The 14,329-nt window shown below is 75.2% G+C and carries 17 protein-coding genes; 7 read left to right on the top strand and 10 right to left on the bottom strand.

Annotated elements, in window-relative coordinates:
* Positions 1 to 253 precede the first annotated feature (253 nt).
* Positions 254 to 544: a hypothetical protein gene (locus ABEA53_RS04470; protein WP_345479799.1), complete on the bottom strand. Its 291-nt coding sequence runs from the start codon at positions 542 to 544 to the stop codon at positions 254 to 256.
* A gap of 52 nt (positions 545 to 596) precedes the next feature.
* Positions 597 to 1,034 carry a YdeI/OmpD-associated family protein gene (locus ABEA53_RS04465; protein ID WP_345479798.1) on the bottom strand — a complete coding sequence of 146 codons (438 nt, stop codon included), beginning with the start codon at positions 1,032 to 1,034 and terminating at the stop codon, positions 597 to 599.
* A gap of 72 nt (positions 1,035 to 1,106) precedes the next feature.
* Here ABEA53_RS04465 and ABEA53_RS04460 point away from each other — a divergent pair, with 72 nt between their 5' ends.
* Positions 1,107 to 1,388: a hypothetical protein gene (locus ABEA53_RS04460; protein ID WP_345479797.1), complete on the top strand. Its 282-nt coding sequence runs from the start codon at positions 1,107 to 1,109 to the stop codon at positions 1,386 to 1,388.
* Positions 1,389 to 1,456: 68 nt separating this feature from the next.
* The gene (locus tag ABEA53_RS04455) at positions 1,457 to 1,591 is read left to right on the top strand and encodes a hypothetical protein (RefSeq protein WP_345479796.1); all 135 of its coding nucleotides are present in this window, start codon (positions 1,457 to 1,459) and stop codon (positions 1,589 to 1,591) included.
* Positions 1,592 to 1,831: 240 nt separating this feature from the next.
* On the opposite strand, the gene rlmN is transcribed toward ABEA53_RS04455, so the two are convergent.
* Both rlmN and ABEA53_RS04445 read right to left on the bottom strand, forming a co-directional pair.
* On the bottom strand, positions 1,832 to 3,061 hold the full coding sequence (gene rlmN / locus ABEA53_RS04450; RefSeq protein WP_345479795.1) for a dual-specificity RNA methyltransferase RlmN: 1,230 nt from the start codon (positions 3,059 to 3,061) through the stop codon (positions 1,832 to 1,834).
* A 53-nt stretch (positions 3,062 to 3,114) separates the two neighbouring features.
* Positions 3,115 to 4,305, bottom strand: a complete 1,191-nt coding sequence (locus ABEA53_RS04445) for an MFS transporter (protein WP_425550595.1) — start codon at positions 4,303 to 4,305, stop codon at positions 3,115 to 3,117.
* Positions 4,306 to 4,491: 186 nt separating this feature from the next.
* Between ABEA53_RS04445 and ABEA53_RS04440 the strand changes: the two genes are divergently transcribed.
* Positions 4,492 to 5,277, top strand: coding sequence for a DarT ssDNA thymidine ADP-ribosyltransferase family protein (locus ABEA53_RS04440; protein ID WP_345479794.1), 786 nt, complete (start codon positions 4,492 to 4,494; stop codon positions 5,275 to 5,277).
* Positions 5,278 to 5,308: 31 nt separating this feature from the next.
* Entirely contained in the window at positions 5,309 to 5,971 is a 663-nt protein-coding gene (locus tag ABEA53_RS04435; protein WP_425550594.1) for a ribonuclease H family protein, read from the top strand.
* A 156-nt stretch (positions 5,972 to 6,127) separates the two neighbouring features.
* On the opposite strand, the gene ABEA53_RS04430 is transcribed toward ABEA53_RS04435, so the two are convergent.
* Positions 6,128 to 6,505 carry a DUF5997 family protein gene (locus tag ABEA53_RS04430; RefSeq protein ID WP_345480570.1) on the bottom strand — a complete coding sequence of 126 codons (378 nt, stop codon included), beginning with the start codon at positions 6,503 to 6,505 and terminating at the stop codon, positions 6,128 to 6,130.
* A 41-nt stretch (positions 6,506 to 6,546) separates the two neighbouring features.
* On the opposite strand from ABEA53_RS04430, the gene ABEA53_RS04425 reads away from it, so the two are divergent.
* Positions 6,547 to 7,230, top strand: a complete 684-nt coding sequence (locus tag ABEA53_RS04425) for a LysR substrate-binding domain-containing protein (RefSeq protein ID WP_345479793.1) — start codon at positions 6,547 to 6,549, stop codon at positions 7,228 to 7,230.
* A gap of 7 nt (positions 7,231 to 7,237) precedes the next feature.
* Here the strand turns inward: ABEA53_RS04425 and ABEA53_RS04420 are convergent, their stop codons facing one another.
* A complete protein-coding gene (locus ABEA53_RS04420) occupies positions 7,238 to 7,624 on the bottom strand; it encodes a YchJ family protein (protein ID WP_345479792.1) in 387 nt (128 codons plus the stop codon).
* 109 nt (positions 7,625 to 7,733) lie between these two features.
* Between ABEA53_RS04420 and ABEA53_RS04415 the strand changes: the two genes are divergently transcribed.
* Both ABEA53_RS04415 and ABEA53_RS04410 read left to right on the top strand, forming a co-directional pair.
* On the top strand, positions 7,734 to 7,931 hold the full coding sequence (locus ABEA53_RS04415) for a hypothetical protein (protein WP_345479791.1): 198 nt from the start codon (positions 7,734 to 7,736) through the stop codon (positions 7,929 to 7,931).
* A 61-nt stretch (positions 7,932 to 7,992) separates the two neighbouring features.
* Positions 7,993 to 10,659 (top strand): phosphoenolpyruvate carboxylase, encoded by a 2,667-nt coding sequence (locus ABEA53_RS04410; RefSeq protein ID WP_345479790.1) that lies wholly within the window; start codon positions 7,993 to 7,995, stop codon positions 10,657 to 10,659.
* 76 nt (positions 10,660 to 10,735) lie between these two features.
* Here ABEA53_RS04410 and ABEA53_RS04405 read toward each other — a convergent pair whose 3' ends face one another.
* From ABEA53_RS04405 to ABEA53_RS04390, 4 genes are all read right to left on the bottom strand, one after another.
* Entirely contained in the window at positions 10,736 to 11,890 is a 1,155-nt protein-coding gene (locus ABEA53_RS04405; protein ID WP_345479789.1) for a hypothetical protein, read from the bottom strand.
* Positions 11,890 to 12,483: an RNA polymerase sigma factor gene (locus ABEA53_RS04400; RefSeq protein WP_345479788.1), complete on the bottom strand. Its 594-nt coding sequence runs from the start codon at positions 12,481 to 12,483 to the stop codon at positions 11,890 to 11,892. Before ABEA53_RS04400 ends, ABEA53_RS04405 begins: the two co-directional genes overlap by 1 nt.
* 303 nt (positions 12,484 to 12,786) lie before the next feature.
* Positions 12,787 to 13,941 carry a hypothetical protein gene (locus ABEA53_RS04395; protein ID WP_345479787.1) on the bottom strand — a complete coding sequence of 385 codons (1,155 nt, stop codon included), beginning with the start codon at positions 13,939 to 13,941 and terminating at the stop codon, positions 12,787 to 12,789.
* A gap of 118 nt (positions 13,942 to 14,059) precedes the next feature.
* The gene (locus ABEA53_RS04390; protein ID WP_345479786.1) at positions 14,060 to 14,260 is read right to left on the bottom strand and encodes a hypothetical protein; all 201 of its coding nucleotides are present in this window, start codon (positions 14,258 to 14,260) and stop codon (positions 14,060 to 14,062) included.
* Between the last annotated feature and the right edge of the window lie 69 nt (positions 14,261 to 14,329).

The raw sequence follows: 14,329 nt of genomic DNA, 5'->3' as shown, positions 1-14,329 counted from the left end.
GGCTGAGAACGATCGCCGCCCCCTGTCCGGGCGACTCCCGAACGGGGGGTCATCAGCGACTGGCGTCACCATATCGGGGGGCGCCGCCCACCCCGCAAGTCCCAGTTGCACACGATGCTGTGAGCCGCAACCCCCGCCGCCGTCTTACGTAAGGGTGTTCCGCCTGATCAGCAGGCCAGTCACACCGGTCACCCGATGCGCTCGCGTTTCCAGCGACTGCGGCGTGTCGCGACCCGCGCCGCGCATCCGGGCCTCAGTCGAGGTGAGGGTGGAACGCGGTGGCCCCCGGCGCGGACACCTGGTTGTGGATCAGCTCGATGCCCAGCACGTCGAAGCGCGCCGCGTCGAGGACGATCGAGACGGCGCGCGCGAGCACGGCATGGTCGCCCTCGTCGCCGACGAAGAGCTCGCCGTCCTCGTTCTGCTGCGGCAGCGCGATGCGACCCCGGAGGTCGAGCGGATCGCGCACCCGCAGGCGGATGGCGGCGGTCACGGTGACCGTGCCGTCGTCGTGGTTCTCCGGCTGCAGCACTCGGGACGACATCGCAGCACGCTACGGGACGGCGCCGACCGCCCCCGGTGCGGCGCCGGCCGGCTCAGCCGCCCAGAGCGGTGAGGACGGCGGCGATGCGCCGCTCACGGGTCTCGGCCGCCTTGGCGCCCTCGACGGAGACGACGTGCGCCTTCCTCCGGCTCGGCGCGAGCGCATCGAACGCGGCGCGCAGGCCGGCGCCGTCGAGCGCCGCCGCGAGGTCGTCGGGCACGGCCGCCTCGCGCGGGGCCGCGTCGAGCTCGAGCGACACCTCGAGCTCGTCCCCTCCCCCGATGCCGCTCTCCGCGCGGCGCTCGGACGAGAACGGGATGAGCGCCTGCCCGCCCATGCTGCCGACCGTGCTCGCGAACCGGTAGCCGTTGACCGCGACCGCGACGGCGGGGCGCTTGCCGCCGCCCAGCGCCTCCAGCACGTCCGGCGGCACCGGGATGCCGGTGTTGCGGCCGGTGAGGTGCATGGTGGTGCGGTACTCGACGCTCACGGGCGACATCCTGGCACCGACACGCGGCGGTTCTCCACAGCTTTCGAACATGTGTACTACTACGCTGCTGCCGTGGTCGACTGGCACCCGCGCCGCCTGGTCGCGGGAACGGAGTGGACGATGTCCGTGCCGGGGCACCCGGAACCGATCGCCGTGATCCGCCGCCTGCGCTTCGAAGGCAGGCCCGTGTACCGGGCGGTCACCTGGGCGCCGGGCTCGGGCGGCCGCGAGCTGATCGGGTACTTCCGCAGCGGCGACGACGCGGCCGTCGCGGTGTGGCGCCGGTACGTGGCGGACCAGTCGGCCCGGCACGACGCGGCCTCGCGCACCCACGGCGGGCGGGAGCGGGGCTGAGCCGGCGGCGGGCCCACCCCCTGGTCTCGGGGTTCCGCGCCGCGCGGGGGTGGACCATCATTCCCCGCATGACCGGGTCCGACATCGCGATGCTCGCGCTGACGTTCGCCGGTCTCGCGCTGATCGCCATGCTGCCGTACGCGGCGTTCCGGCTGGTCGAGCTCGCCGAGGACGCGGTCGACCGCGTCCGCGACCGGCCCTGACCGCGGCCGGTCCGGATCCGGCGCCTCAGGCCGCGAGCGGCTCCGGTCGGTGGTCGCAGTGGTCGCACGCCGCGTCGCAGGCGCACGGCGGCGGGCAGTGGTGGGAGTGACGGCAGGAGCACATGCGGCTCCTCCTTCCGTGCGGCGGTGGACGGTGACCGCCAGGGTGCTCCCGGTCGCGCACCGCACCCTTCAGCGACCCGCGCCCCACTTCGGGGGCCGCCGCTTCCGGGGAGCCGGTCAGTCCTCGACGGCCGCGAGCTGCCCGCAGGCCCCGTCGATCTCCTTGCCGCGGGTGTCGCGGATGGTCGTCGGGATGCCGGCGGCCTCGAGGCGGCGCACGAACTCCTGCTGCACGGCCGGCTCGGAGGAGGTCCAGACGGAACCCGGCGTCGGGTTCAGCGGGATCGGGTTGACGTGGACCCAGCCGTGGCCGCGGGCGTTCAGCTTCTCCGCGAGCAGGTCGGCGCGCCAGCCGTGGTCGTTCATGTCCTTGATGAGCGCGTACTCGATCGAGACGCGGCGGCCGGTCGCGTCGAAGTAGGCGCGGGCCGCGTCGAGCGCCTCGTCGACCTTCCAGCGCGAGTTCACGGGGATCAGCTCGTCGCGCAGCGTGTCGTCGGGCGCGTGGAGGGACAGGGCGAACGTGACCGGGATCTTCTCGTCCGCGAGCTTCCTGATCGCGGGCACGAGCCCGACCGTCGAGACCGTGATGTGCCGAGCGCTCATGCCGAGGCCCTCGGGCGCCGGCGCGACCATCGTGCGGACGGCGGTCATGAGCCGGTTGTAGTTCGCGAGCGGCTCCCCCATGCCCATGAACACGATGTTGCTCACGCGCTCCGGCGTCGTCTCGCCGGCCTTCTTGCCGCCGAGGGCCCCCTCCGCGATCACGCGGTTCGCGCGGACGACCTGGTCCACGATCTCGGCCGCGGACATGTTGCGGGTCAGGCCCGCCTGGCCGGTGGCGCAGAACGGGCAGTTCATGCCGCAGCCGGCCTGCGACGAGACGCAGAGCGTGATCCGGCCCGGGTAGCGCATCAGCACCGACTCGACGAGGGCGCCGTCGTGCAGCTTCCAGAGGAACTTGATCGTGTCGCCGCGGTCCGTGGTGAACCGGCGCACCTCGGTCATCAGCTCGGGAAGCAGGCCGCGGACGAGCTCCTCCCGGCCCGCGGCGGGCAGGTCCGTCATCTCCGCGGGGTCGGCGGTGTAGCGGGTGAAGTAGTGGCGGGCCAGCTGGCCGGCGCGGAACGCGGGCAGGCCCAGCTCGACGAGGCGCGCGCGCCGCTCCTCCTTCGTGAGGTCCGCGAGGTGCACCGGCGGCTTGCCGCGCTTCGGCGACGCGAACTGCAGGAGGGGGCGCCCCTCGGCGTCCTTCTGCTGCTGCCAGCCCTCGGTCCGCGGCCGCACCTGCAGCGTGCGGCCCGCGACCGTCGCCTCGTCGGTCCGGGGAAGCAGGGCGTCAGGCATCCCTCCAGGGTACCGGCGCCCCCGCGGCGGGCGTGCGCGGCCGCGGGAGGAGGTCAGGCGCGGTGCACGTCCTCCTTCGGCACGAGCGGCAGCGCCGCGAGGGGCGCGAGCGCGGTGAGCGCGAAGGCGAGCGGGAAGCCCACGACGCCGATGAGCGCGCCGACGCCCGGACCGACCGCGGAGGCGGCGAGGAACTGCCCGGTGTTCTGCACGCCCAGCGCCCTGCCGGACCAGGCCGGACCCGCCGCCTCCGCCACCGAGGTGAAGGCGAGGCCGTTGTCCGCGACGCTCACGGTCGTCGTGAGCACGAGGAGCACCGCGGCGGGCAGCGCCCACTCGGCCGCGCCCGCGGCGGCGAGCAGGTGCAGCCCGGCCACGCCCGCGACGGCCACCAGGCGCAGCAGGCGCATGCGGCCGAAGCGGTCGCTCAGCGAACCGACGACGATGCGGCCGCCCGCCCCGACGAACTGCGCGGCTGCGACGACGAGCCCCGCGGCCGCGGCGGTCCAGCGCAGGTCCGCGATCAGCCAGACGAGCCCGAAGGTCGACAGCGTGAACTGCGGCACGACGAGCAGCACGGAGACGAGGTGGACCCGCAGCAGGAAGCGGTCGCTGCGGTAGGGGCTGACGGCGGCGACGGCCTCGCTCCGGGGCGGCCGCGGCGGGTCCGCGATGCCGAGCGCGCACGCCACCGCGAGCACCCCGGTCGCGACCGCGCCGACCAGCAGCGGCGCCGCGACGCCGCCGGCCTCGGCGAGCGGCGGCACCACGAGCGCGGCGACCGCGACGCCGAGCGGCTGCGACATCTGCCGGATGCCCATCGCCAGCCCGCGGCGCCGCCTCGGGAACCAGCCGACGACGACGCGTCCGCTCGCGGCGTTGCAGCTGCCGGTCGCCCCGCCCGCGAGCAGCAGGAGCACGCCGAGCGGCACCAGGCCGCCGGCGACCGCCGCCAGCGCGGTCAGGACCGCGGCGAGCGCGAGGCCGCCCGCGATGACCCAGCGCTCCCCCACGCGGTCGGCCAGCGCGCCCCAGGCGACGAGCGTGAGCACCAGGCCGACGGTGGGGGCCGCGACGAGCAGGCCGACCTGCGGCAGCGGAATGCCCTGCTGCAGGTGGAGCAGCGGGATCAGGTAGGCGGGCGTGGACACGACGAGGGTGCCCGCCGCCTGCGCGAGTACGCCGAGGGCGAGCATGCGCCAGGCCGCCGTCGGGATGCGCACGTCCTCCGCCGTCGTCGTCACCCTCCGATCCTGCCGGGACCGGACGGGCCGTCCGGACGCGTCGGCGACCGCGGGACGGCGTCTCCGCGGTTCCCGTGGGAATCCGCACGGGTCCCTGTCGGTTCTCGTCCGTGTGCCCGGGGTTTCCCGGGTGCCCGTACCGTGGAGGTACGGAATCGAGTTCCGGGAAACGGGGGCGAGCACGCGGTGGCCGAATGCATCCACGGCTTCGACGAGGGCATGTGCGACATCTGCTTCCCGCGGGTGGCGCCGGAGCCCGTAGCGGTCGTGGCGACGACGGCGACGAAGACCGCACCGCGGTCGACGCGGGTCACGGCCACGCGACGGGCGTCGAAGCGCGCTCCGGGCGCGCCCGCCGGCCTGCCGCCGAAGGTGCCGTTCGCGACGCGGCGGCTGTACCACGTGACGCCGCTGACCAACCTCGAGTCGATCCTGCTCGACGGCGAGCTGCACTCCGTCGCCTCCGGCTTCGAGCCCGAGCTCGACGTCGCGGCGCCGCTCGCCCGGCAGCTGCGCGCCCACGCGGACGTCGGCGACGGCCGGCACGTGGACGAGTTCGTGCCGTTCTCCGTCTCCCCCGACAACGAGCGCTGGCTCGAGCTGCGCCAGGGCGCCGAGGAGCCGCACTGGTCCGCCGCAGCCCGCGCGCTGACGGCCGCCGACTACGCCGTGCTCGTCGCGGTGGGCCGCGACCTCGGCCCGGACCTCGTGGTCGCGGACGGCGACGCGGCCGCGCCGGGCACCCGGTTCACCGTCGGCGACGCCGCGAAGGCGATCGCGCAGGCGTCCCGCACGGACCCCGAGCTCGAGACGGTCGAGGTGCTCGCGCCGAACGCCGTGCCGCTGGCCGCGATCACGCTGATCGCGGTGGCGAACGAGCCCGCCCGCGTCCGCGTGCGCCGGATGTTCGCCGACGTCGAGGGCGCCCCGCCCCGCGTCGTCGTGCACCCGCCGTGGTTCGTCGTGGAGTGAGGCGCGTCCTCCCCCTCCGTACGATGTCGCGGTGACGATCACCGCCGCAGCTGACGGATCCGCGCTCGGGAACCCCGGCCCCGCCGGGTGGGCCTGGTACATCGACGACGACCGCTGGGCGGCTGGGGGCTGGCCCCACGGCACGAACAACATGGGCGAGCTGAAGGCCGTGCTCGAGTTGTTCCGGGCCACCGCGCACGTCGACGACGACCTGCTCGTGCTGTGCGACAGCCAGTACGTCATCAACTCGGTCGTGAAGTGGATGCCGGGCTGGAAGCGCAAGGGCTGGCGCAAGGCCGACGGCGCGCCGGTGATGAACGTCGACCTGATGAAGGAGATCGACGCCGCCCTGCAGGGCCGCCGCTACCGCTTCGAGTGGGTCAAGGGCCACGTGGGCCACGAGCTGAACGAGGCCGCGGACGACCGGGCCCGCGCCGCCGCGACCGCCTACCAGCGCGGCGCCGAGCCCGATGCGGGCCCGGGCTTCGGCGGTGCGGTCACCGGTGCGCCGCGTGCTGCGGCAGCAGCGGCTGCGGCTCCCGCGCCCGCGCTCTTCGAGGCCGAGGCGCCGCCGCTGAAGCAGGTGGTCGTCGGGTTCTCGACTGCGGAGCTGCGGGCGCTCACGAACCGCGCGAAGCGGGCCGGCACCACCCCGGAGCAGCTGCTGCGCTCGCTCGCCCTCGAGGAGCGCTGACCCCTCCGCCGACACGCCGAGGAGCCGCCGGATCGGGTCTTGCGCGCCGCGGCGGGCAGGCGCATGCTGAAGCCCTGATCGATCGCTCGGGAGAGCCGGAGGCAGCGCCCCGGCCACCGGGCGATCGGCTTGTCCGGGCCCTTCCCGGAGGCCGGCTCAGCGCTGGGGCGTGCGCGGTGCGGCAGCCGCGGCGGCGCGGTCCCGCTTGATGCGGGCGTTCTCGGCCATCACGGCCGCGTGGGTCTCGCGCTCGCGGGTCAGCCACTCCGGCTTCTCCTCGAGCAGCGCCTGGATCTGCTCCGTGGTCAGCGGCTCGGTCACGTCGGCGCGGCGCAGCCCGGCGACGGAGACGCCGAGGCGCGCGGCGACGACCGGTCGCGGGTGCGGGCCGGTGCGGCGCAGCTCGACGAGCCACTCCGGCGGCTCGTTCTGCAGCTCCTGCAGCGCGGTGCGGGTCACGGGGGCCGCGCGGAACGCCTCCGGGGTCGCCTCGAGCAGCACCCCGAGCTTCTTCGCCGCGGTCTCGGGCTTCATCGTCTGCTCCTGGGCCACGGGGAAACGGTACCCTCGGCCCGGTGGCGGAACCGTTCGTGATCGGCGTCGTCGCCGGCGTCACCCCCGACCGCTGGGTGCGGGCGTGGCGGGACCGCATGCAGGACGTGCCGCTCGAGGTCGTGCCGGTCGAGCGCCCCGCCGACGCGCTGCGGGACCGCGTGCGCATGGTGTTCGCCCGGCTGCCCGTCGAGGGCATCGCCGCGGACGAGGTGCACGTCATCCCGCTCTGGGAGGAGACGCCCGTCGTCGTCGCGGCGAAGGACCACCCCGTGAAGGTGTTCGACGAGGTGACGGAGGCGGACCTCGCCGACGAGCAGCTCTACCCGGGCTGGGACGAGGGCGTGCTCGACATCGTCGCCGCGGGGCACGGGATCGCCCGCATGCCGCAGTCCGTCTTCCGCGCCACGGGCCGCCGCGACGTCGTCGCCCGACCGGTCGCCGACGCGGAACCGACCCGGGTCGGGCTCGTCTGGCTGCGCTCGGAGGGCGGCGTGCTGGTCGACGACTTCATCGGCATCGTCCGCGGCCGCACGGCGAACAGCTCCCGCGCCGAGCCCGCCGCGCCCGAGCCCCCGCCGAAGCGTGCGCCGGAGCCGAAGCGGCAGCCGGCGAAGCAGCGCGCGACGCCTCCCGTCCAGAAGCACAAGCAGCAGCAGCGCCAGCAGCCGAAGCCCAAGCCGAAGCCGGGCCGCCGCTCCCGCTGACCGGCCGTCAGGCGAGCAGGTCCCCGTCGACGTAGACCCAGCGGCCGTCCTCCCGCGCGAACCGGCTGCGCTCGTGCAGCACGCCGGCCCCCTCCGCCGAGCGGTGGGCGGCGCGGAACTCGACGACGCCCTCGTCGTCGTCCGCTCCCCCGCGCACGGTGTCGACGATCTGCAGCCGCCGCCACTCGAGGCCGTCGTCCAGGTCGAGGTCCGCCGGTCGCGTCGCCGTCGACCACGTGTCGCGGAGGTGGGGGCCGAGCCCGAGCGCGAAGGCCGAGTACCGCGACCGCATCAGCGCCTCCGCCGTCGGTGCCGGCGCGCCCTCGTGGAACGGGCGGCAGCAGGTCGCGTAGTCCCCGCCGCCGCAGGGGCAGCGGCCGTCGGTCCGGGTCATCCTCCGATCCTCGTCGCTGCCGCCCGCGCATCCGGGCGGGTCCGGACGATCCGCGCGTCCGTGCGTGCCCGGGACGTCCGACGCGGCCCGGGAGGAGCACAATCGGGACGTGGGCTTCATCCTGAGCGTGCGCAAGTCGGTCGGCCTCGAAGGTCCGGAGGACGGGGGGCTGGCCTCCGCACTGCGCGACATCGGGCAGATCGAGCAGTACGGCACGGTCATCGAGCGCGACGCGGGCTCGGATCCCGGTCCCGCGACCGACCCGGCCGCGCTCCCCTGGCCGCTGAGGGCCACGCCCGCGCCCTGAGCCGCGTTGGCGGATGACGGCCCGGAACGAATGCGAAACACGGGCCCTCTAGCGTTGGGGCATGCCTGAAGCCGCGCAGCCCGAGTCGATCGACGTCGTCGGACGATTCGACGCCGAGCAGGAGATCCCGGAGCGCATGCGCGCCGACGTGCGGCTGCTCGGCGCGCTGCTCGGCCAGGTGCTGCGCGAGAGCGGCTCCCCCGGCCTGTTCGAGGACGTCGAGCGGCTGCGCCTCGCGACGATCCACGCCTACACGGACGAGACCGACCTCGCGTTCTCCGCCGCGGCGTCGATCGCCGACGAGCTGACCGTGGCCCGCGCCGACGAGGTCGCCCGCGCCTTCACCGCCTACTTCCACCTCGTGAACCTCGCGGAGGAGCACCAGCGGGTCCGCGCCCTCCGCGAGCGGGAGGGCGGCGCCTCCCGCAACCCCGCCGACTCCGTGCGGAGCGCCTACGCGCAGCTGTCGAGCGAGCTCGGCGAGGAGGCCGCGCTCGAGCGCCTGCAGGGCATGCGGTTCCACCCCGTCTTCACCGCGCACCCGACGGAGGCGCGGCGCCGGGCGGTGTCGGCGAGCATCCGGCGCCTGGCGGACCTGCTCGACGAGCACGACGACCCGAAGGGCGAGCCGCAGCGCGCCCGCATCGAGCGGAGCATGCTCGAGGAGATCGACACCCTGTGGCGCACCGCGCCGCTGCGCGCGGAGAAGCCGTCGCCCGTCGACGAGGTCCGATCGATCATGGCGGTGTTCGACGAGACGCTGTACACGGCGATCCCGGCCGTCTACCGCCGCATCGACGACGTGCTGCGCGGCGAGCGGTCCGGCGACGCCGCGCCCCTCGTGCACCCGTTCGTCCGCATCGGCACCTGGGTCGGCGGCGACCGCGACGGCAACCCGTTCGTCACCTCCGGCGTCACGAAGCAGGCGGCCGCGATCGCGAGCGAGCACATCCTGCTCGGCCTCGAGCGGACCGCGGCCCGCGTCGGCCGCACGCTGACGCTCGACGCCACGAGCACGCCGCCCTCCGACGCGCTGCTCGCGCTGTGGCGGCGCCTGCGGTCCGCGGACGAGGAGGCTGCCGCCGAGATCGCGAAGCGCTCGCCGAACGAACCGCACCGCCGCGTGCTGCTGCTGCTCTCGCGCCGCATCACCGCCACCCGCACCCGCGACGCCGACCTGGCGTACCGGGACCCGGAGGAGCTGCTCGCGGACCTGCGGGTGCTGCAGGACTCGCTCGTGCGGGCGAACGCGCCGCGGCAGGCCTACGGCCACCTGCAGCAGTTCATCTGGCAGGTCGAGACGTTCGGCTTCCACCTCGCCGAGCTCGAGGTCCGGCAGCACTCCGCGGTGCACGCGAAGGTGCTCGGCGAGATCGAGGCGGGCGGCCCGCTCAGCGAGCAGGCGGAGGAGGTGCTGCAGGTCGTGCGCACCATCGCGCAGATCCAGCAGCGCTACGGGCCGCGCGCCGCCGGCCGCTACATCGTCTCCTTCACCCGGTCCGCCGACGACCTGGCCGCCGTGCACCGCCTCGCGCGCGCCGCGGTCGGCCCGGACGGGACGCCGCCGGTGCTCGACGTCGTCCCGCTGTTCGAGACCTTCGCCGACCTGCAGGCCGCGCCGCAGATCCTCGCCGAGATCGTCGAGCACCCCGAGTTCGCCGCCCGCCTGGAGGCCACCGGCCGGCGCCTCGAGGTGATGCTCGGCTACTCCGACTCGTCGAAGGACGTCGGCCCGGTCGCCGCGACGCTCGCGCTCTACGAGGCGCAGCGCCGGATCGCGACGTGGGCGCACGAGCAGGACATCGTGCTCACGCTCTTCCACGGGCGCGGCGGCGCCCTCGGGCGCGGCGGCGGCCCGGCGAACTCCGCGATCCTCGCCCAGCCGCCGCACTCGGTCGACGGCCGCTTCAAGCTCACCGAGCAGGGCGAGGTGATCTTCGCCCGCTACGGCGGCACCGACATCGCGATGCGGCACATCGACCAGGTCGCCGCCGCGGTGCTGCTCGCCTCCGCGCCCTCCATTGAGACGCGCAACGAGGAGGCCGCGACCCGCTTCGCCGAGGTCGCGGCGACGATGGACGCGACCTCGCGCGAGCGCTTCTTCTCGCTCGTGAAGGCGCCCGGCTTCGCGCCCTGGTTCGCCACGGTCACGCCGATGGAGGAGATCGGGCTGCTCGCGCTCGGCTCCCGCCCCGCGCGGCGCGGGCTGTCCGTCGAGTCCCTCGAGGACCTGCGGGCGATCCCGTGGGTGTTCTCGTGGACCCAGGCGCGGATCAACCTCACCGGCTGGTTCGGGCTCGGCAGCGCGCTCGAGGCGGTCGGCGACGAAGCGCTGCTGCAGGAGGCGTACCGCGACTGGCCGCTGTTCCGCACGATGGTCGACAACGTCGCCATGGGCCTCGCCAAGGCGGACCAGCGCATCGCCCGCCACTACCTGGCGCTCGGCGACCGCGAGGACCTGGCGGGCCTGGTGCTCGAGGAGATGGACCGCACCCGCGACTGGGTGCTGCGCATCACCGGCGGCGGCGAGCTGCTGACGAACAAGCCCGTGCTGCAGCGCGCGGTGAAGATGCGCAGCCCCTACGTCGACGCGCTCTCGCTGCTGCAGCTGCGCGCGCTGCGCGCCCTGCGCGAGGCCCCGGACGGCGTGCCGGCCGACCCCGAGCTGCAGCGCCTCCTGCTGCTGTCCGTCAGCGGCGTCGCGGCCGGCCTCCAGAACACCGGCTGACCCCGTCTGCCGGGATCCGGGACGTGTGACCAGGGCTCTCCCCTGGTCACACGTCCCGGATCCGGTCAGAACGCGGTCACCGCGTCGTGTCGAGGACGCGCAGCAGCGGGTCCACCGCGCGCAGCACGACCTGCACCGGGCGGCCGTCCGGCGACACCTGCAGGTAGTCCGGCCCGTCGAACGCGTGGATCACCTGCGCACCGTCACGGTCCCGAGTCACGATCACGCGACGGCCGGAGGCGGTGCGCACCGTCCTCGCGCTCGGGTCGGCGTCGACGAGCGCGCGCACGGCCGCCGCGTCCGGGTAGACCGAGAACGCGAGGCTCGTGATGCCCGCGGGGCCGCCGTCCCCCTGCGTCTCCGCGATGCAGGGCGTGGCCCCGAGGTGGTCGCGGGCACGGAGCTGCGCATCCGACGGCTCAGCGGGGCCGTTCCCGGACGAGCCGGCCAGACCCGGCGCCTGCAGCACGCTCGCCAGGCGCGCCTCGCGCACCAGCGCGCTGCAGTCCGTGCCGCGCGGCCAGGCGCCGGCGGTGCGCTTCGCGAGGGGTGCGGCAGCGCCCGGCTCCCGCGCCGCCGCGTCGAAGGCCCTGCCCAGGACGCGGAGGCGGGCGAGGACGACCGCCCGGCCGCCCCGCTCCACCGTGAGCCGACCGGTGAACCAGATGCCGTGGCTGCGGCGGCTGAAGGTGCAGGCCGTCTGCACGGGCTTCTCGCCGACGCGGTAGCAGTACGGCGCCTCGGCTGCCTTCGGCGCGAGCGCGGCGGGCGCCGCGCCCACATCGAGGGCGGCTCCGTCGGCGACGTCCGCCTCCGCCGGGGTCCACGTGCACTCGAGCCCGCCGACCGCGTACAGCGAGGTGAGGCCGCTGCCGGAGCCCGCCGCCTGCGTCCGGGTGACGTCGAGCGGGCGCCCCAGCGCGGTGCCCACCGCCGCCCGAGCCGCGGCGCCCGGCAGCAGCGAGCCGCAGCTGCCGCCGAACACGTGCGTCTGCGTGGGCTGCGGGTCCGCGGGGACCGGCCGCGGCGCCGCGAGCAGCACCGCGATCGACACCGCGACGACCACGACGGCGACCGCGATGGAGGTGAGGACCGGGAACCAGGGGGTGCGGGCACGCGCGGACGTCGGGCGGCCGCCGCGCACGGACCGCTCGCGATCGGCGACGACCTCGCGCATCAGTCGACCGCGGATCTCGTCGGCGACCCGGTCGTCGAGGTGCTCGTCGTGCATCACTGCCCCGCCTCCGTGTCCATGCGCACGCCCGCCGCCTCGAGCAGCACGCGCAGCTTCCGCCGCGCCCGCGTCAGTCGCGTGCGGGCGGCGTCGTGGGTGACGCCGACCGCCGCCGCCGCGTCGACCGCGCTCATCCCCTCCACCACGGTCAGCAGCAGGAGGGAGGCGTCGGTCGGGGTAAGCTTCGCGATCGCGGCCCGCAGCGCCTCCCGCCGCTCTCGCGCCTCGATCCGGCCGACGGCCACAACCGCCGCGTCGTCCTCGTCGGTGTGCGGCAGCCCGAGCAGCATCGTGCGGTACCGCCGTCTGCCCCTCCCCGCGTTCCGCGCGTGGTTGGTGGTGGTCACGAGCAGCCACGGCAGCACGGACCCGTCGACGACGCGGACGTCGTCGCGCCGCCGCCACAGGTCCGTGAACGCCATCGCCACCACGTCCTCGGCGTCCGCCCTCGTGTCCGCGAGCCGCATCGCGTGCCGGAACACCCGGTCGCGGTGCAGATCGAAGACGCCCGCGAACGCGCGCTCGTCGGCCTGCCGCGCGGCCGACCAGAGCGCCGCCTCGCTCGTCGACATCGCCGTCGGGTCCTGCACCGCTCCCCCTTCCCCGCTCGTGCCGTCGCGGCCGACGTCAGGACCGCGCCGCGGCCGCGACGTCGGCGGCGGTCGCCGCCGACGGGGGCGGAGCGGCGGGGAGGCGGAGGCGGCGGTCGGACATCGGCGGGCTGCTCTCGGTCGGCGCGGCCGGAGAGGCCTGCGGGCGGTGGTCGCAGGAGTGCCTGCGAAGAGGTGGTGTCCGCTCGCGGCGGACTGTGACATCCGCCCGCTGCGCCGTCCCGCCGCATCCCGCGCGGTCGACCGGCGCGGTCGGTCGGCCGAGCGCGCCCGGCCGACCGGTCAGCGCCAGCTGACCTGCGGGTCCTTCGCCGACATGTCCACGTAGGCGGTGCCGAGCACCGGGCCGAAGAGCAGCGAGAAACTGCCGTGCGCGCCGTTCTTCGAGCCCGTCGCCTTCACGTCCGGCGACTTGAAGACCCCGGCCGACATCAGCGAGGGCGTGTCGAGGGTCGAGGTCGGCTCGAGGTGCGCGATCTTCGCCGTCATCTCCGGAGTCGACGACCGCCGGACGCTGCCCTGGTCGAAGCGGACGCCGTCCCGCAGCGGCGACTTGATGGAGAGCCCGCACCCGGCGGAGAGGGTCCGCTGGGCCAGGCAGTGCTTCACGGACGCCTTGACGAGCCTGCGGAACGTCGCGAGCCCCTCGTCCGACAGCTCGGGCTTCAGCGCGTCGTACCGCAGGAACTGGTCCGGACTCGTGAGGTCGACCCTGCCGTCCCCCGTGAGCGCGAGCGCCGGCGAGGCGAGCGCGACGCGGTAGGCCCCTGGGAAGACCTGCAGCCCGTCGTCCGGCATCGTGGTCCTCACGCCGTTCACCGTGACGTCGAGCCCCTTGAGCGGGGCGCCGGGAAGCTGGACGAGGCCCGACGTGATGATGTAGCCGGTGTCCTGCTGGTACAGGTGGAACGAGGCGCTGACGGTGCGGGTGCCCAGGCGGTACCGGACCGGCACGTCGGCGGTCGAGCCGCCCCCCGTCGGCTTGCCCACCCTGATGCCGCTGATCGGCGCGATCGAGCGCGACTGCTGCAGCACGGCGTCCGTGAGCATCGGGCTCTCGGCCTCGTCGCCCGTGAGGTAGCGCCGAGCGGTGGAGGCCTTGCCCGCGGCGATCGCCGTCAGGTAGCTCCGCACCACGGACTGCGGGCCGGCCGCCGCCGGTGTGCCGCCGCCGCCCGAGCCGGAGCGGCTCGCGGCGATCAGCGCGATGCCGCCGACGATCACGACGAGCACGAGCAGCAGCACGGCGCCGCCGACGATGCCGAGGATCGCGGGCAGCGGCAGCCCGGGCCGGCGACCGGGAGGAGGCGGCGCGGCCACCGCGGCGGCCGGAGCGGCGGCGGGCTGAGCGGGCGGCACGGGCCGCTCGCCCGACGGCGCCGCCCACGACGATGCGGGGTTCGGTTCGGACTCGGCGGGCGTGCGATCGTCGGTCACGCGCTCAACCCTGGCAGTTCGTGAAGGGGACGGGAAGCAGGTCCGATGAGGGCGCGCCCCGGGCGGTTCGCGGAGTCGCTCCACCGCTGCTGGAGCGGGGCCCGAGCGCCGGGCGGTCCTACCGCGGGAAGACGAACAGGATCGCGAGCCCGAGCAGCACCGCGGCGCCGCCGAGGATGAAGAGCAGCGCCACCGACGACGTGTGGTCGTCCCGGACCGGCCGTCGACCACGGATCGCCGCCCGGCGCTCGCCGCGCACCCCGTTGACCCCGATCGCGACGAGCAGGAGCCCGAAGCCGAGCGCGAGCCACCCCGTCATCCGTCGATCGTCGCAGGTGCGCCTGCGACGAGCCGGGCCTGGGAGACTGGACGGATCGTCTCTTCGCTG

This window comes from Amnibacterium soli, assembly GCF_039544415.1.
In the GTDB taxonomy this organism is placed as follows: domain Bacteria; phylum Actinomycetota; class Actinomycetes; order Actinomycetales; family Microbacteriaceae; genus Amnibacterium; species Amnibacterium soli.
The sequence above is the reverse complement of the archived record's forward strand: the minus strand, read 5'-3'. Positions and strand labels throughout refer to the sequence as shown.